At 35.1% G+C, this 16,592-nt stretch carries 18 protein-coding genes and 8 pseudogenes; 13 read left to right on the plus strand and 13 right to left on the minus strand.

Annotated features, from left to right (window positions below; genetic code table 11):
• Positions 1–27: 27 nt before the first annotated feature.
• The 3 genes and pseudogenes from AYJ55_RS11735 to AYJ55_RS11745 all read right to left on the minus strand — a co-directional run bounded on the left by AYJ55_RS11735 (position 28) and on the right by AYJ55_RS11745 (position 1,626).
• Positions 28–207 (minus strand): ORF6N domain-containing protein, encoded by a 180-nt coding sequence (locus tag AYJ55_RS11735; RefSeq protein ID WP_063656549.1) that lies wholly within the window; start codon positions 205–207, stop codon positions 28–30.
• 196 nt (positions 208–403) lie between these two features.
• Positions 404–789 (minus strand): annotated as a pseudogene (locus tag AYJ55_RS34615) (KilA-N domain-containing protein); the annotation flags it as partial.
• A 492-nt stretch (positions 790–1,281) separates the two neighbouring features.
• Positions 1,282–1,626: a transposase gene (locus tag AYJ55_RS11745; protein WP_162505503.1), complete on the minus strand. Its 345-nt coding sequence runs from the start codon at positions 1,624–1,626 to the stop codon at positions 1,282–1,284.
• Between AYJ55_RS11745 and AYJ55_RS11750 the strand changes: the two genes are divergently transcribed.
• Together AYJ55_RS11750 and AYJ55_RS11755 are read left to right on the plus strand one after the other, a co-directional pair.
• Complete coding sequence (locus AYJ55_RS11750) at positions 1,625–1,990, plus strand: IS630 transposase-related protein (protein WP_063653415.1); 366 nt, start codon at positions 1,625–1,627, stop codon at positions 1,988–1,990. The genes AYJ55_RS11745 and AYJ55_RS11750 overlap by 2 nt on opposite strands.
• Positions 1,959–2,447 carry an IS630 family transposase gene (locus AYJ55_RS11755; protein WP_063653499.1) on the plus strand — a complete coding sequence of 163 codons (489 nt, stop codon included), beginning with the start codon at positions 1,959–1,961 and terminating at the stop codon, positions 2,445–2,447. The genes AYJ55_RS11750 and AYJ55_RS11755 overlap by 32 nt, the downstream gene beginning before the upstream one ends.
• Before the next feature lie 14 nt (positions 2,448–2,461).
• On the opposite strand, the pseudogene AYJ55_RS33120 reads toward AYJ55_RS11755, so the two are convergent.
• Positions 2,462–3,319: pseudogene (locus tag AYJ55_RS33120) on the minus strand (IS91 family transposase); the annotation flags it as partial.
• 281 nt (positions 3,320–3,600) lie between these two features.
• Here AYJ55_RS33120 and AYJ55_RS11765 point away from each other — a divergent pair.
• The 3 genes and pseudogenes from AYJ55_RS11765 to AYJ55_RS35955 form a co-directional block, all read left to right on the plus strand.
• Positions 3,601–3,966, plus strand: coding sequence for an IS630 transposase-related protein (locus AYJ55_RS11765; RefSeq protein ID WP_063653415.1), 366 nt, complete (start codon positions 3,601–3,603; stop codon positions 3,964–3,966).
• Positions 3,935–4,423 (plus strand): IS630 family transposase, encoded by a 489-nt coding sequence (locus tag AYJ55_RS11770; protein WP_063653499.1) that lies wholly within the window; start codon positions 3,935–3,937, stop codon positions 4,421–4,423. The genes AYJ55_RS11765 and AYJ55_RS11770 overlap by 32 nt, the downstream gene beginning before the upstream one ends.
• A gap of 23 nt (positions 4,424–4,446) precedes the next feature.
• A pseudogene (locus tag AYJ55_RS35955) lies at positions 4,447–5,501 on the plus strand (helix-turn-helix domain-containing protein); the annotation flags it as partial.
• Positions 5,502–5,524: 23 nt separating this feature from the next.
• Here AYJ55_RS35955 and AYJ55_RS25960 read toward each other — a convergent pair.
• The gene (locus AYJ55_RS25960) at positions 5,525–6,013 is read right to left on the minus strand and encodes an IS630 family transposase (protein WP_063653499.1); all 489 of its coding nucleotides are present in this window, start codon (positions 6,011–6,013) and stop codon (positions 5,525–5,527) included.
• 17 nt (positions 6,014–6,030) lie between these two features.
• A pseudogene (locus AYJ55_RS33125) lies at positions 6,031–6,348 on the minus strand (IS630 transposase-related protein); the annotation flags it as partial.
• Between the two features lie 39 nt (positions 6,349–6,387).
• Here AYJ55_RS33125 and AYJ55_RS28830 point away from each other — a divergent pair.
• Complete coding sequence (locus AYJ55_RS28830) at positions 6,388–6,504, plus strand: hypothetical protein (protein WP_162505504.1); 117 nt, start codon at positions 6,388–6,390, stop codon at positions 6,502–6,504.
• Between the two features lie 58 nt (positions 6,505–6,562).
• Here AYJ55_RS28830 and AYJ55_RS28835 read toward each other — a convergent pair whose 3' ends face one another.
• From AYJ55_RS28835 to AYJ55_RS11800, 4 genes are all read right to left on the minus strand, one after another.
• Positions 6,563–6,865 (minus strand): hypothetical protein, encoded by a 303-nt coding sequence (locus tag AYJ55_RS28835; protein ID WP_162505505.1) that lies wholly within the window; start codon positions 6,863–6,865, stop codon positions 6,563–6,565.
• Positions 6,849–7,043, minus strand: coding sequence for a sulfatase-like hydrolase/transferase (locus AYJ55_RS35960; protein WP_162505506.1), 195 nt, complete (start codon positions 7,041–7,043; stop codon positions 6,849–6,851). The genes AYJ55_RS28835 and AYJ55_RS35960 overlap by 17 nt, the downstream gene beginning before the upstream one ends.
• A gap of 201 nt (positions 7,044–7,244) precedes the next feature.
• Positions 7,245–7,598 (minus strand): sulfatase-like hydrolase/transferase, encoded by a 354-nt coding sequence (locus AYJ55_RS11795; RefSeq protein ID WP_063656559.1) that lies wholly within the window; start codon positions 7,596–7,598, stop codon positions 7,245–7,247.
• A 491-nt stretch (positions 7,599–8,089) separates the two neighbouring features.
• Positions 8,090–9,109, minus strand: coding sequence for a glycosyltransferase (locus tag AYJ55_RS11800; RefSeq protein ID WP_162505507.1), 1,020 nt, complete (start codon positions 9,107–9,109; stop codon positions 8,090–8,092).
• Between the two features lie 591 nt (positions 9,110–9,700).
• On the opposite strand from AYJ55_RS11800, the pseudogene AYJ55_RS35965 reads away from it, so the two are divergent.
• Together AYJ55_RS35965 and AYJ55_RS11810 are read left to right on the plus strand one after the other, a co-directional pair.
• Positions 9,701–10,212, plus strand: a pseudogene (locus AYJ55_RS35965) (IS701 family transposase); the annotation flags it as partial.
• 503 nt (positions 10,213–10,715) lie between these two features.
• Positions 10,716–12,278, plus strand: coding sequence for a hypothetical protein (locus AYJ55_RS11810; RefSeq protein ID WP_162505508.1), 1,563 nt, complete (start codon positions 10,716–10,718; stop codon positions 12,276–12,278).
• 59 nt (positions 12,279–12,337) lie between these two features.
• Here AYJ55_RS11810 and AYJ55_RS11815 read toward each other — a convergent pair whose 3' ends face one another.
• On the minus strand, positions 12,338–13,378 hold the full coding sequence (locus AYJ55_RS11815; RefSeq protein WP_063656566.1) for an IS481 family transposase: 1,041 nt from the start codon (positions 13,376–13,378) through the stop codon (positions 12,338–12,340).
• A gap of 96 nt (positions 13,379–13,474) precedes the next feature.
• Between AYJ55_RS11815 and AYJ55_RS25975 the strand changes: the two are divergent.
• The 4 genes and pseudogenes from AYJ55_RS25975 to AYJ55_RS11825 all read left to right on the plus strand — a co-directional run.
• Positions 13,475–13,720, plus strand: a pseudogene (locus AYJ55_RS25975) (integrase core domain-containing protein); the annotation flags it as partial.
• A gap of 492 nt (positions 13,721–14,212) precedes the next feature.
• Positions 14,213–14,382, plus strand: a pseudogene (locus AYJ55_RS35970) (IS701 family transposase); the annotation flags it as partial.
• Between the two features lie 213 nt (positions 14,383–14,595).
• The gene (locus tag AYJ55_RS11820; RefSeq protein WP_063653415.1) at positions 14,596–14,961 is read left to right on the plus strand and encodes an IS630 transposase-related protein; all 366 of its coding nucleotides are present in this window, start codon (positions 14,596–14,598) and stop codon (positions 14,959–14,961) included.
• Complete coding sequence (locus AYJ55_RS11825) at positions 14,930–15,418, plus strand: IS630 family transposase (protein WP_063653499.1); 489 nt, start codon at positions 14,930–14,932, stop codon at positions 15,416–15,418. Before AYJ55_RS11820 ends, AYJ55_RS11825 begins: the two co-directional genes overlap by 32 nt.
• Before the next feature lie 19 nt (positions 15,419–15,437).
• Here the strand turns inward: AYJ55_RS11825 and AYJ55_RS28850 are convergent, their stop codons facing one another.
• Entirely contained in the window at positions 15,438–15,890 is a 453-nt protein-coding gene (locus AYJ55_RS28850) for a transposase (RefSeq protein ID WP_162505368.1), read from the minus strand.
• Entirely contained in the window at positions 15,814–16,179 is a 366-nt protein-coding gene (locus tag AYJ55_RS11835) for an IS630 transposase-related protein (RefSeq protein WP_063653415.1), read from the minus strand. The genes AYJ55_RS28850 and AYJ55_RS11835 overlap by 77 nt, the downstream gene beginning before the upstream one ends.
• Positions 16,180–16,205: 26 nt before the next feature.
• Between AYJ55_RS11835 and AYJ55_RS11840 the strand changes: the two are divergent.
• Positions 16,206–16,505: pseudogene (locus tag AYJ55_RS11840) on the plus strand (tyrosine-type recombinase/integrase); the annotation flags it as partial.
• Positions 16,506–16,592 lie beyond the last annotated feature (87 nt).

Here is a 16,592-nt window from a genome sequence, read left to right on the forward strand (position 1 = left end):
CATTGCTTTTAAGCCATTTCTGGAATTTTATATGCCTGTGCGAAACTCGTGTATGAATCTATCTTTATTGCGTGACAGATTTTTTCTAATATTTGCTTCAGTTGTTCCGTATCCTTTAGCAAGTGTTTCAGTAGTCACAACACGAGCATTTTGCCACTCGATGATGGGTAATGGATTAGAATCGATAGTAATTAATTCATATTTCATCGTAATTATCCTTTAGTAAATTGGATATAATGTGGGTTGAGCTATAAAGAAATTAAAATTTTTAATAAAGTACTGTTTGGCTATATCATGGGAAAGGTGGTACTCATTTGCTGGACTCCCAACATTTTTTCTATTTGCTCGGTATAACTAATTAGCATTTTTTGTAATTGTGCGGGATTATCTAACCAGTCTGTTGTTGGGATGACAGGAGCTAATCTTCCTGTTTTGTAATCAAGGAAGGTTTGGTTAACCATCAATCTGAACTTTGGCGCAATCCATCTTGCATACTCAATGGCTAAAAGCTCATGAGCAAACGTGTCTGGTGATGAGCCAGCCATTAACAACATTGACTGCTTTATGAGCAGGCTGCATATTTGCAGTCTGGTTATTTTTCAATAAGTTAGCCTCTAATTCTAAGATGAGTTCTTTTGCCTGTTTAGTTCGTAGCCATTGGTTAGGTGCTTTATTTTCACCTTCACCACTGGCTTTATGTAACGCATTAAGGTTGAAACGACCTTCTGAGTCTGTCGTGATTTCTACACCCGCAATAATGGGATAATTTTCATTTGTTAGATTTTGCATATAGTGATTCCTCAAAGTTAATTGATGAATGTGTATTGATGTTGATTAAGTAGGGTAAATACAGGTAGGGTAATTACTTTTTAACGCAAATGGCTTTGGCATCTATATCTTTGAAAGTTTCAAATTTCCGCTTAAACTGTTTAGCGGCGAATTGATACATGTTCTCAGTGTTAAACTACTGTGTATTAACGCTTGCAAAGTTACTTGATGCGTAAGGGCTGGCGTACATGGCTAAAATTAAAATCCACATGGTGGTTTCTCCTGCGTCTAAAAGGGGATGTCTTAGTCTTCAAAATCAGCTTGATGTATAAGAAATTAATACCCGAAATGGTTACTCATTAACCTGCGCCATGATGAAATCCTTTTTATTTTCTTCTAAATTTTGCCAAAATTATGTTGAAGGTTTAGATAAGGAACGGAATAGATGGTTAAAAAACGATCAGTTATTAATCAATTTTGAACAAAAGGATAGATCTACCCTGTCGTGAGTTTTTATCGCCACCGCAAACAAGCCAGATCATGGTGACGTGCCATAAGTTCTTTACGATTCAATCCAAAATTCATTCCTGCGAAAAGTAATTTTTTCCCACATAAGAGACAAGCAAGTGGATCGACTTTAAAGACGTGTTGATACATGTTTCGCCAGGTGACTTTTTTAGCGGGTTTTTTAACTTGCTGGGCTAAAGGATAAACAACCTCCGTTAACATTTTTCGCATCCGTGCTGATGGACTTAAAAAGCCGTAATAGCGGATCATGTGAAACCATTTTTCTGGCACATGAGACGCAAACAGGGTAATATAGCTAGGCGACTTAATTTTGATTACAAGGTGTGTTATGAGTTATACAATTGATTTTCGACGTAAAGTAATATCTGTAAGGAAAGCCGAAGGTTTAACAATTCGAGAAACTGCGAAACAATTCCGTATTGGAAAAGCGTCTTTAGTACGTTGGCTTAAACGACCAGAGCCAAAAAATTCAACGCCACGTAAGAGGAAGCTCGATAAAAATGCTTTAGCAAAAGATGTGGAACAGTATCCAGATGCTTACCAAAAGGAACGGGCAGAGCGATTCGGTGTTTGTAAAAAGACTATTTGGCAATCCCTTAAAAAGCTGGGATTAACCTATAAAAAAAACTCTATTCCATCCAAAAACCAACGAAAGCGACAGGCTGGCACATCAGCAAAAAAGACAACAGTATGAAAAAAAAGATAAATCTGTTGTTTTTATTGATGAAAGTGGTTTTTCACATGACACTCCACGAACTCACGGCTATTCCCCAAAAGGTCACCGTTGTTTTGGCCTGAAAAACTGGGGTGCTAAGGGAAGAACAAATGTTATTGGCGCTTTATTGGGAACAACCCTTTTTGCTATCGGATTATTTGATTGCAATATTAACCGTGATGTTTTTTATGTTTGGATCACAAAAATATTGCTCCCAGAACTTCCTGAAAATTCTGTTATTTTTATGGACAACGCTAGCTTTCACAAAGGTAAGAATATTGAACAGGCAATTATAAACGCAGGACACCAGATAGAATATTTGCCTGTGTATTCACCAGATTTAAATCCTATAGAACATAAATGGTCTCAAGCTAAACGTAAAAAGATGGAAACAGGATGCACTATCGATGACCTGTTTTTAATACATATGCTGTAATCAAAATTAAGTCGCCTAGCTATAAATACATCGGATGTCATGACCAGGTCTTCCTGTTTTTTCGTGCGGTGGCTCTTATAGCGTAACGTGATGTTATCTTCGCCGGAATAATGTTTTAAGCGACTGAGCGAGACAGGGGGTTTCTTTAGATAAAATCCGGGATAAAGAGTGACATGGATAATATTGGAAAGAATATCAGAAAGATTAATATTCCACTCGCGCTTGTAGTGAGTGTTAAGTAATTGATTCCATGATGCTTTACTTCTTCCTTCAGCTTTAAGCTCATCGGGAATGGTGAGCGTGTAATAATGTTTTCTCAATAATGCCGTTATCCGATATCGCCACATTGTCATAATGTTTTCGCGATAAAAGCTGATATCCCGCCGGCTGTGGTTGAAAAATGAATATGCGGATGCCATTTTTGGTCTCGTCCCCAAGTATGGATGGCAGTGAAAACGCCTGGGGTGATATTGAGGTCACGGCAGATGGTTAATATCACATCAGCGGCTAATCGATTCATTTCACCGAGAAGCCAACGGTTGGCGCGAATAATAGGCCAATATTCACAAGGCATGGTAAAAGTGATGTGCTGCCAAGGAACTTCGGGTAACCAAGCTAGCGTATTGTTAATCCATTGTAGGCAAGCTTTGACGCCACAATGTGGGCAGCTTCGACTTTTGCAGGTAAATTTAACCCGTTTCTCAGAATTACATTGAGGGTTAGGACAGCGCCAAATTGACCACCCCATAAGCGAAGTGCCGCTTTACCATGGTTTCCATCACAACAGTGCGGACACTATCAGGGGGTTGACGATTAAGCCAATTGAGCCAGCGTTGACCAAATTGAAAAACATGACTAAAACGCGGTGACATAAAAGGGACCAAAAGATTGAGACAATAGGTATCGGGTTATACCAGTACCAACAAGCAATGACAAGTCGTCGCCATAGGCTGTATTAGTCTTAACTTAATCTGACAATTCTGATTTAAAAAAGAGCGTTACCGGTTTTAATTAAAATCATTAGATAATTAAATAAAAGGTAATTCTATATATCAAACAAATAATCCTATCATCAAACATAAAGTCGGGTTACTTAACCTCGCTGAAGAGCTTAATATAGCTAGGCGACTTAATTTTGATTACAAGGTGTGTTATGAGTTATACAATTGATTTTCGACGTAAAGTAATATCTGTAAGGAAAGCCGAAGGTTTAACAATTCGAGAAACTGCGAAACAATTCCGTATTGGAAAAGCGTCTTTAGTACGTTGGCTTAAACGACCAGAGCCAAAAAATTCAACGCCACGTAAGAGGAAGCTCGATAAAAATGCTTTAGCAAAAGATGTGGAACAGTATCCAGATGCTTACCAAAAGGAACGGGCAGAGCGATTCGGTGTTTGTAAAAAGACTATTTGGCAATCCCTTAAAAAGCTGGGATTAACCTATAAAAAAAACTCTATTCCATCCAAAAACCAACGAAAGCGACAGGCTGGCACATCAGCAAAAAAGACAACAGTATGAAAAAAAAGATAAATCTGTTGTTTTTATTGATGAAAGTGGTTTTTCACATGACACTCCACGAACTCACGGCTATTCCCCAAAAGGTCACCGTTGTTTTGGCCTGAAAAACTGGGGTGCTAAGGGAAGAACAAATGTTATTGGCGCTTTATTGGGAACAACCCTTTTTGCTATCGGATTATTTGATTGCAATATTAATCGTGATGTTTTTTATGTTTGGATCACAAAAATATTGCTCCCAGAACTTCCTGAAAATTCTGTTATTTTTATGGACAACGCTAGCTTTCACAAAGGTAAGAATATTGAACAGGCAATTATAAACGCAGGACACCAGATAGAATATTTGCCTGTGTATTCACCAGATTTAAATCCTATAGAACATAAATGGTCTCAAGCTAAACGTAAAAAGATGGAAACAGGATGCACTATCGATGACCTGTTTTTAATACATATGCTGTAATCAAAATTAAGTCGCCTAGCTATAACGTCTCAAAAGCCTGTAAGATTATGGGGGTATCGAGATACGTTTTATCGCTACCAGGAACTTGTTAACGATGGTGGGATAGACGCTTTAATTAATCAAAATCGACGGGTGCCTAACGTAAAAAATAGAGTAGACGAACAGATTGAAAGCGCTGTAGTCGAGTATGCCATTGAATACCCTGCACACGGTCAACACCGCAGTAGTAATGAACTAAGAAAAAAAGGCATTTTTGTTTCGGGGAGTGGCGTTCGCTCTATTTGGCTGCGCCATAATCTCGAAAATTTTACAAAACGCCTAAAAGCGCTTGAAGATAAAATCGCAACAGAAGGAATTATCCTGTCAGAATCACAAATCAGTGCTCTAGAAAAGAAAGCGCAAGATGATGAAGCCTGTGGTGAGATCGAAACAGCGCATCCAGGTTATCTGGATTCACAAGATACTTTTTTATGTCGGTCATTTAAAAGGCGTTGGTCGTGTTTATCAACAAACTTACATTGATACTTACAGTAAAGTCGTTCATTAAGCCTGTTGCCAAATAGTGAACTCACGCTGCTTTAAACAAAAACGACTCACATACACCTCAAAAACACGAGAGTGGTTTATTTTTTAATCTAAAATGGATTATTTTCAATTTAAAACGTGATTATTTTATAGTCAACTTTTAATTTTTTGATAAATTCTAATTAATGCCCTTATTTAGCAACAGGCTTATTGTAAGCTTTACACAACAAAAAGCGCGATAACGGCGGCAGATTTATTAAATGACAAGGTTCTCCCTTTTTATTCCCAGCATGGGTTACCGGTGTTACGTATACTGACGGACAGAGGCAGTGAGTATTGTGGTAAAGTTGAACATCACGATTATCAACTTTATCTCGCTATCAATGATATTGATCATACAAAAACTAAAGCTCGTTCACCTCAAACCAATGGGATTTGTGAACGCTTTCATAAAACTGTATTACAAGAGTTCTATCAGGTGGCTTTTCGTAAGAAAATCTATAGGGCTTTAGATGAATTACAAACTGATTTAGATAAATGGTTAGCGGAATATATAGCTAGGCGACTTAATTTTGATTACAGCATATGTATTAAAAACAGGTCATCGATAGTGCATCCTGTTTCCATCTTTTTACGTTTAGCTTGAGACCATTTATGTTCTATAGGATTTAAATCTGGTGAATACACAGGCAAATATTCTATCTGGTGTCCTGCGTTTATAATTGCCTGTTCAATATTCTTACCTTTGTGAAAGCTAGCGTTGTCCATAAAAATAACAGAATTTTCAGGAAGTTCTGGGAGCAATATTTTTGTGATCCAAACATAAAAAACATCACGATTAATATTGCAATCAAATAATCCGATAGCAAAAAGGGTTGTTCCCAATAAAGCGCCAATAACATTTGTTCTTCCCTTAGCACCCCAGTTTTTCAGGCCAAAACAACGGTGACCTTTTGGGGAATAGCCGTGAGTTCGTGGAGTGTCATGTGAAAAACCACTTTCATCAATAAAAACAACAGATTTATCTTTTTTTTCATACTGTTGTCTTTTTTGCTGATGTGCCAGCCTGTCGCTTTCGTTGGTTTTTGGATGGAATAGAGTTTTTTTTTATAGGTTAATCCCAGCTTTTTAAGGGATTGCCAAATAGTCTTTTTACAAACACCGAATCGCTCTGCCCGTTCCTTTTGGTAAGCATCTGGATACTGTTCCACATCTTTTGCTAAAGCATTTTTATCGAGCTTCCTCTTACGTGGCGTTGAATTTTTTGGCTCTGGTCGTTTAAGCCAACGTACTAAAGACGCTTTTCCAATACGGAATTGTTTCGCAGTTTCTCGAATTGTTAAACCTTCGGCTTTCCTTACAGATATTACTTTACGTCGAAAATCAATTGTATAACTCATAACACACCTTGTGATCAAAATTAAGTCGCCTAGCTATATTTGCCTGTGTATTCACCAGATTTAAATCCTATAGAACGTAAATGGTCTCAAGCTAAACGTAAAAAGATGGAAACAGGATGCACTATCGATGACCTGTTTTTAATACATATGCTGTAATCAAAATTAAGTCGCCTAGCTATAATATAGTTTGGCCAGCAAAACCGTATTAATAACCTTAAGGCGCTAAATCAATCGGTAATTTTGTATAATCAACAAGTTTGTCGTTAAAATTATGGACATGGTTCTGATTTTTACATTTATCATTTGAAATCATCGTACATGAATTGTCTATACGGTTATCATCTATTCCTGACCATTGAGAGAATAGACTGAAAAAATTTAACGCACTTCTTTGAGCGGTTATATATTGTCTTTCTTTGGCGTTGTAAGCAGTAATAAATAGCGGTATTTCAAAACCTTGTTTATAACGATCTTCATGTATAAGCCTCAATTCTTCAGAATTAGAAACCAAGACCATGATCGGAGAAATACAGTATAGACCATTTTGAATGACTTTCAGTTAAATATTGATGAATGGTGGTCAATAATTTGTCGGTATTTTTTATACTTTGAACATAGCATGAAATTTCTTTGTTTTTGTAAAAGGTATCATATTGCCCGTTTGTTCTGCTACATGCACGGGGGTGACTGCCCATTAAATGAATGACGATAACTTTTTTTTTGTTGAGATGAATTTATTGCTTTAGCGATCTCAGGGATTAATTCAGCATCGTTTGATGCTCTGCTATCAGAAGAATTACCTTTTTTCAGAAAAATTGAATAATCTGCTTTTTTTCCTATAGCGGCAACGGGAGTATCATTAAACCCTACAGCGCCCTGATTAGATAACCAATAAGTTATAAATCCTCTTTTTTTGCTAATCCAATGATGTTATTGGCTATTTTGGGGGGTATTGAAAGAGAATTGATAAGTGAATGCTGAGTGGTTGCTCCGGCAGAAATGTAATGCGTAAAGAGTATCCCATTAGCAGAACTCATAAAGGGTGTATTATTGATAGGAAAACCATAAGTATGCATAAAGTCGTGTCTGGCACTTTCACCAATTACAACAACATAGGTATCGAATAAAGTAGTGACATTGCTTTGTTGAAAATCATCTTTTTCAGACATTAAACTAAAAAGTTTTTTAGTCTCTTCTTTGGCATAATAAAAATCTTTTATAATCTTAACTTCAGGGTAACCGGTATTCAAAATATTAAAATAACCTTCGTTCTTATAATCTTTTATTGGGCTATAAAGAAGAATTGAAATAAAAATAAAAAAAGCGATTATTTTTACTTTTCTATTTGTTTTTAATTTAAATGTTGCGCAAATATATCCTATTATCAGAATTAATCATGATGTTAGTGACAAATAATTAGGAATACTTAAAATAAAATCTATTGCCTCATTTAAATTTGTGTAACTTAACGATGTAGTTATTGTTAGAGAAGGAGAACCATATAAAAAGCTTACGGGAAAATAGACAGCACCAGCAAGTGAAAACATTAATATAAAAATAAAATATATTGCCCTGTAGGAATTTAATATCAATAATAGTGAAACGATACCTATCGTGTACTGTATTCTTGGAACATACCCAAGAGCATAGTGAATTACTGAAAATAATATCAGCAACAATGATAATTTTAGGTAGAAACCAATATTACAATTTTTTATTCTTTCTAATCTATTTTTGCTTACTAGCATGTCATGCATTTCCATAAATACTTAATATAAGCACTAAATGCTGATAAATAATTTTTCTGATATAGTGCATGTTTAAATTGATATTTCAGCAGATGGGCGCTTGTAGCGCTTTTCAATGCAATATCTTTCCAGGGAGAGGCGTTTTTAGCCACGATGAAGGCTTGTGTTGATGATGGTTTTGACCATTTATGCCAAGGTTTTGTATGTCCTATATAGTGTATTAATAAATCGTCATTACATATTTCTCTTTTTTTGTTGCCTTTCATTTCATCATCAAGACTATAAATTTTATTCCATTTTTTATCCAAGAAAATGAGTTTATCAACTAATAACAAATTAAGCGCATCTTGATCAGGAAACGGGAGTTTTTTCTTTAATAACAGATTAATGGCTTGAGTTGATATATTTTCTTTTTTCCATTGTTGAATATTTATTAATAAAAATCCAGAGTTGAAATATTTTTCACCTATACTACTGGCATCTATTGATTTAAATTTATCCTTTCCACCTTCCTGTATAACAGCTGCAATTTCATTATTGTGGAAAGTGATTTTAGTTAATTGACTTATATTTCCATTACAAACAATATCTGCGTCAAGATAAAGAACTTCATTAACTTTTAAAAATAAATAGTTAACAATTATAAATCTAAAATAAATAGCATATGACCAATTTGAGGTTGTTGGTAACTTTTTTATTTCATCACATTTAAGAAGATATATTGTTATTTTGGTATTATATTGTTTAGCTAACTGTGAGAACAAATTTTTTTGTTTATTATCAAAAAAATCAGTAAAAATATGGAAATGAAAATCCATATTTTTGTTATGCATTAGTATCGAGGCGATAGAGACTCCAGTACCAAATAGAAAGTTTTTGTCTACTCCATAAGCAATATTAAATACATCATCTGAATAACGTAATTTCTCATCGTCCAAATTAATAACTTTTGTTACTAATTTATCAATTTCTAACATATTTTCCTCAGGCACATTTACAAGTGACTCAATCATAGAAGCATAATATTAGCAGCGTTGGGGAAAGTTGTTAACCTTAGTTTGTTGCTATCGCTACCAGTATAAAACTGATTTATTAAAAATAAAAATGGCAGTTTTAAGTGACTGCCGTTGATGACATTGTAGATCAAAGTAGAGATTTCTGTTTTACACGAGTTTCGCACAGGCATATAAGATTCCAGAAATGGCTAAAAGCAATGGTTAATTTGCAGGTTACTAAAACGTATAAATTTTTTAAATTACAATAAGTTGCTTTTAATTTATAAGATTTTGTCTATTTATATATTATGCTGAATTAAACTTAAAAATAGAGCGTTTTTTTATTGGGGCGAAACTCGTGTTTTACATCGCTAGGAATGTCTATACGTTCGATTGAGCTATGGCTTTAAAAAAACCGGTTTTACTACGTTGATAAAGCAATTTTAGGCAACAGCCCTTATTAATGCATTCTTTTTTCCACATTAGGCAGAACAACATGATGGTCTGCTGAATTCAAAGATACAAAGATGCTAATAAATACACGAGTTTCGCAATCTCCAAAAAAGAAGTATAAATTTAAAAACAAGAAAAAATTAGGGTGTTCATATTTTGTCCGGTTATCCATGCATTAAAAATATCTATAAAATATTCTTACAAGTAAGCAGTGTAAGCTACTCTGGTTTGGCGTTATCAGAAGTAAGCACATCGCCTTTATCTCATGACACTATTAGTCGATGGCTAAAAAAGTAGATGTTTTCGACCTAAAGACTTATGGCGATTAGTTCAACCTTCTATAGACAAAAAAAAGCCCTTGCGTACTAATTGCCGATGATACATTGATTGCCAAAACACGTAGTAAAAAAATAGAGATGGTCCATTATCAATATTCAGGTAATGAACATGATGTTATTGCTGGCATAGGTTTAGTTAATTTACTTTGGCATGATCTAACAACTGTTGAATTAATTCCTATTGATTATCGTATTTATGATAAAGATTCTGATGGAAAAACAAAAAACACGCACTTTTCCGAAATGCTCGAACTTGCTAAAAAAAGAGGGATCATACCAGAAGCGGTAGCGATGGATGCCTGGTATTCTAGCCTGGATAATCTGAACACGAGTTTCGCACAGGCATATAAAATTCCAGAAATGGCTTAAAAGCAATGGTTAATTTGCAAGTTACTAAAACGTATAAATTTGTGTAAATTACAATAAATTGCTTTTAATTTATAAGATTTTGTCTATTTATATATTATGCTGAATTAAACTTAAAAATAGAGCGTTTTTTATTGGTGCGAAACTCGTGTTAGAAACTCGGTTGCTTCTAATATTGGTAGATATACCACACCACTTAACGTATCACGAAAATTTTGCGCTTGTGCCATGTTTTTTCTCAACAGATAAGATAGTTACGCAGGGTAAACGGGTAGATGTTTTTTGAACATAACTTGATCAACAAACATGCTTAATTTGGCTGAATAACATCCTTTTAGATGAAGTTTTCGATCTAAAATATTTGTTTTTTTGATCATTTTGATCATAAAATGAGCATTCACGCTCTTACCCTGATGATAAAGCTCCCTTAAAAGAAAGCATAAATTTGTAACTGTCTTATCGATTTTTTGTATAAAAAACAACCATTTTTAATAAAAAAAGGAGTTTATATGCCAATTAGAGATATACCATCTTCATTTCATTCCAGTTGCTTTTATGAAAAAAGCAACTCAGTAGAGTCTTTGTCAGATATCACATCATTAGAATCATTATCATTGTCTGCTTTTCAAAATTCGGGCGAGAAGTATATAAAACATCTTGATGGTGCCATCGCAGATGCAATGTCTAGCTTATCTCCAAAAGGAAAGAGAATAGCCGAGACTTTATGTGACATAACCGAAAATGGCCCAAATCAAGCCTTAAAGAATACGGAAAAAGACACTCTGGAAAGAGGTTTAGCTGAGAGTGCAAAAATCTACTTAGAGAATGTAGAAGAAGTGCAAAATGGTATACCTCTGACTAATCATGAACGTTGTATTTTAATGTTAAACTTTCTGAAAAGAATTATGGAAAACGATTTTGATAAAAATTTTGAACGCTGGGCTTCAAATATACTTAATGTTAGCTTACGTACTGGATTTATAGTAGGTTTTACTACAATTTTCAGACAGCTTATTGGTTTTTACATTGAAAAAGCTTTATTTCTAGGTGATGTACCTATGCCTATGCGTAAAATTATCGGAGCCGTTTCCATGTTTATTGGGCCTGGATTGAATATTATTGGATTAGTTAGGGATGAATTAAATAATACTTCTACGAAAGAGTCAAGAATAGCCCGCGTTAGTATGTTAGCCCTTTCGATTTCATCCTTCCTAATTGTTTATCAAACAGGTGAACCGTCAGTACTTGCTTCCTTGATGAGTTCTATGGGCCTACAAGCGCTTTCCTATACTTTAGCACGAGATTTAGCTCAATTATTTATCACTTTAGAAAATAATGCAGATATAAATATTTCGGGAACCGTAACTGGAGGATTAATTTATAATTGTATGCAATTTGGCTCAGGAGAAATTTCTAATATTTTATCTCCTAGTTCAGGAGCGAGTCGTGTAATAAACGAAGAAAAGAAAAATACAAAATTAGATACTGAAAATATTAATAATTTACGTCCAGACTTACCACAAGACGTATATCGTGGGGTATTAAATGCTGCTGTCGAGGTTTCAGACGACTTAATTCGTCCATATATTAATCGTAAATTACAGGTGAGAAAAACTAAATCTGACGCAAGAGACGAAGCTATAGCAAAAGGTAAAGATCCAATATTAGCTATTGATGAGTTACCCCAGGAATATGTAGAGGGTTTACGCATAAAACTTGGTATTCGAAAACCTGATTGGACTAATTTTTTTGATCAATTCTTTACAACTTCTGCAATGCGTACTTCTTCATTGCAAACAGTCATGGGAGTAGTCATGAGTGCAGCAACTATTTTGGAAAAAACAAGTTTATCGACGTTTAACCAAGGGCATATTCTCAATGCTATTACCGCTGGAGTTATTTCATTAAATTACATTCCATTTGTTCATGCTCATGAAAACTGTTCATATAATAATCCCCAAAAAGATGAACAGATTATAAATCCAGAGATAGTCTTTCAAAAACGTCGCTTCACGTATAATATCAGCTAGTGTGTAGTAGCTCAGACTTGATCTGACAGTTGCCGGTTATTTATACAGTACCTGTCAGGTTAAATTTGATTTAAATCTTTCTCTCGCCAAAGTTGTTTTCCATCGTGTAAAGTTGCCATAGGAGTTCGACCGCAACACATTTTTCCTTGATGAGTGCGTTGGTTATTATATTCCGCTAACCATTTATCTAAATCAGCTTGTAATTCATTTAAAGCCCTATAGATTTTCTTACGAAAAGCCACCTGATAGAACTCTTGTAATACAGTTTTATGAAAGCGTTCACAAATCCCATTAGTTTGAGGTGAACGAGCTTTAGTTTTTGTATGATCAATATCATTGATAGCGAGATAAAGTTGATAATCGTGATGTTCAACTTTACCACAATACTCACTGCCTCTGTCCGTCAGTATACGTAACACCGGTAACCCATGCTGGGAATAAAAAGGGAGAACCTTGTCATTTAATAAATCTGCCGCCGTTATCGCGCTTTTTGTTGTGTAAAGCTTACAATGAACGACTTTACTGTAAGTATCAATGTAAGTTTGTTGATAAACACGACCAACGCCTTTTAAATGACCGACATAAAAAGTATCTTGTGAACCCAGATAACCTGGATGCGCTGTTTCAATCTCACCACAGGCTTCATCATCTTGCGCTTTCTTTTCTAGAGCACTGATTTGTGATTCTGACAGGATAATTCCTTCTGTTGCGATTTTATCTTCAAGCGCTTTTAGGCGTTTTGTAAAATTTTCGAGATTATGGCGCAGCCAAATAGAGCGAACGCCACTCCCCGAAACAAAAATGCCTTTTTTTCTTAGTTCATTACTACTGCGGTGTTGACCGTGTGCAGGGTATTCAATCGCATACTCGACTACAGCGCTTTCAATCTGTTCATCTACTCTATTTTTTACGTTAGGCACCCGTCGATTTTGATTAATTAAAGCGTCTATCCCACCATCGTTAACAAGTTCCTGGTAGCGATAAAACGTATCTCGGGATACCCCCATAATCTTACAGGCTTTTGAGACGTTATTAAGCTCTTCAGCGAGGTTAAGTAACCCGACTTTATGTTTGATGATAGGATTATTTGCTTGATACATAGAATTACCTTTTATTTAATTATCTAATGATGTTAATTAAAACCGGTAACGCTCTTTTTTAAATCAGAATTGTCGGATTAAGTTAAGACTAATACAAGTATCAGTCGCAGAGGGAATTGTTGGGATAATAGTCCGATGGAACGATTCTTCCGTAGTCTGAAGACCGAATGGGTGCCAACGACTGGCTACCAAAGCTTTAGTACTGCTCAGTCAGCCATTATTCGCTACATAACCCACTACTATAGCGATATAAGACCTCACTGGTATAACGGTGGATTAACGCCAAACGAATCAGAGCGACTGTTCCGTGAACAGTCAGGTAGGGTGGCTAATTTTAGTTGACCACTACAATTTTCTATTTTCCGAAAAGTGTAAAATTTAAAATAAACTTCATTTGCTTATTTTGGTTTATCCCAAAATACTTAATTTAATAACTTATACGTAACTTATCTGTGTTAAATAATAATCAGGTAATCGTCTTAATTTTTATGAAATTACTACACGAGTTTCGCAATCTCCAAAAAAGAAGTATAAATTTAAAAACAAGAAAAAATTAGGGTGTTCATATTTTGTCCGGTTATCCATGCATTAAAAATATCTATAAAAACCTGAGTTCGGGATAAGGATCCTAATTTTTTATCACTTATTCAAATAGTTAATTTAAAATAATTACATAAAACAGTATTAATTTTGGTTTTTTTCATGATTTTAGTAGAGAAAAATAGCTTCTTTTTTAACCTGCTATCACTAAGAATTTTCCTTCTTTTTTATCTTATTGATTTTAAAATATTTTTTGATAAATCGGCTATTTTTATTTTCTCGCAACTATCGCTTATCCCGAACTCAGGTTATAAAACATTCTTACAAGTAAGCAGTGTAAGATACTCTGGTTTGGCGTTATCAGAAGTAAGCCCATCGCCTTTATCTCATGACACTGTTAGCGATGGCTAAAAAGTAGATGTTTTCGACCTAAAGACTTATGGCGATTAGTTCAACCTTCTATATAGCTAGGCGACTTAATTTTGATTACAAGGTGTGTTATGAGTTATACAATTGATTTTCGACGTAAAGTATAGCTAGGCGACTTAATTTTGATTACAGCATATGTATTAAAAACAGGTCATCGATAGTGCATCCTGTTTCCATCTTTTTACGTTTAGCTTGAGACCATTTATGTTCTATAGCTAGGCGACTTAATTTTGATTACAAGGTGTGTTATGAGTTATACAATTGATTTTCGACGTAAAGTAATATCTGTAAGGAAAGCCGAAGGTTTAACAATTCGAGAAACTGCGAAACAATTCCGTATTGGAAAAGCGTCTTTAGTACGTTGGCTTAAACGACCAGAGCCAAAAAATTCAACGCCACGTAAGAGGAAGCTCGATAAAAATGCTTTAGCAAAAGATGTGGAACAGTATCCAGATGCTTACCAAAAGGAACGGGCAGAGCGATTCGGTGTTTGTAAAAAGACTATTTGGCAATCCCTTAAAAAGCTGGGATTAACCTATAAAAAAAACTCTATTCCATCCAAAAACCAACGAAAGCGACAGGCTGGCACATCAGCAAAAAAGACAACAGTATGAAAAAAAAGATAAATCTGTTGTTTTTATTGATGAAAGTGGTTTTTCACATGACACTCCACGAACTCACGGCTATTCCCCAAAAGGTCACCGTTGTTTTGGCCTGAAAAACTGGGGTGCTAAGGGAAGAACAAATGTTATTGGCGCTTTATTGGGAACAACCCTTTTTGCTATCGGATTATTTGATTGCAATATTAATCGTGATGTTTTTTATGTTTGGATCACAAAAATATTGCTCCCAGAACTTCCTGAAAATTCTGTTATTTTTATGGACAACGCTAGCTTTCACAAAGGTAAGAATATTGAACAGGCAATTATAAACGCAGGACACCAGATAGAATATTTGCCTGTGTATTCACCAGATTTAAATCCTATAGAACATAAATGGTCTCAAGCTAAACGTAAAAAGATGGAAACAGGATGCACTATCGATGACCTGTTTTTAATACATATGCTGTAATCAAAATTAAGTCGCCTAGCTATATAGGATTTAAATCTGGTGAATACACAGGCAAATATTCTATCTGGTGTCCTGCGTTTATAATTGCCTGTTCAATATTCTTACCTTTGTGAAAGCTAGCGTTGTCCATAAAAATAACAGAATTTTCAGGAAGTTCTGGGAGCAATATTTTTGTGATCCAAACATAAAAAACATCACGATTAATATTGCAATCAAATAATCCGATAGCAAAAAGGGTTGTTCCCAATAAAGCGCCAATAACATTTGTTCTTCCCTTAGCACCCCAGTTTTTCAGGCCAAAACAACGGTGACCTTTTGGGGAATAGCCGTGAGTTCGTGGAGTGTCATGTGAAAAACCACTTTCATCAATAAAAACAACAGATTTATCTTTTTTTTCATACTGTTGTCTTTTTTGCTGATGTGCCAGCCTGTCGCTTTCGTTGGTTTTTGGATGGAATAGAGTTTTTTTTATAGGTTAATCCCAGCTTTTTAAGGGATTGCCAAATAGTCTTTTTACAAACACCGAATCGCTCTGCCCGTTCCTTTTGGTAAGCATCTGGATACTGTTCCACATCTTTTGCTAAAGCATTTTTATCGAGCTTCCTCTTACGTGGCGTTGAATTTTTTGGCTCTGGTCGTTTAAGCCAACGTACTAAAGACGCTTTTCCAATACGGAATTGTTTCGCAGTTTCTCGAATTGTTAAACCTTCGGCTTTCCTTACAGATATTACTTTACGTCGAAAATCAATTGTATAACTCATAACACACCTTGTAATCAAAATTAAGTCGCCTAGCTATAGTAAGTCCGTATTTGATTCATTATAGACATACCACATCACAAGCCAAGAGAGGAGAAAAAGTTACGCCAAATGCTCTAACTACAAGGTTTAAAAAAGCAAGAGAAAAATGTGGAATAATTTGGGAAAAAAGATCAGCTCCAACTTTTCATGAACAAAGATCTTTATCCGAGCGTTTGTATAGAGAACAAGGGATTAACACTAAAAAATTGCTTGGTCATAAATCTTATAAAATGACTGATAAATATAATGATGATAGAGGTAAAGAATGGCAAATTATTGCTGTTTAATTGCTCAGTTTTGGGGAAGAATTTTGGTGATATTTTGGGGAAGAAAAAAACAGCTCATAAATTAAGCGGGAACACTTAAGCTCCCGT

The organism is Candidatus Arsenophonus triatominarum (genome assembly GCF_001640365.1).
Taxonomy (GTDB): Bacteria; Pseudomonadota; Gammaproteobacteria; order Enterobacterales; family Enterobacteriaceae; genus Arsenophonus; species Arsenophonus triatominarum.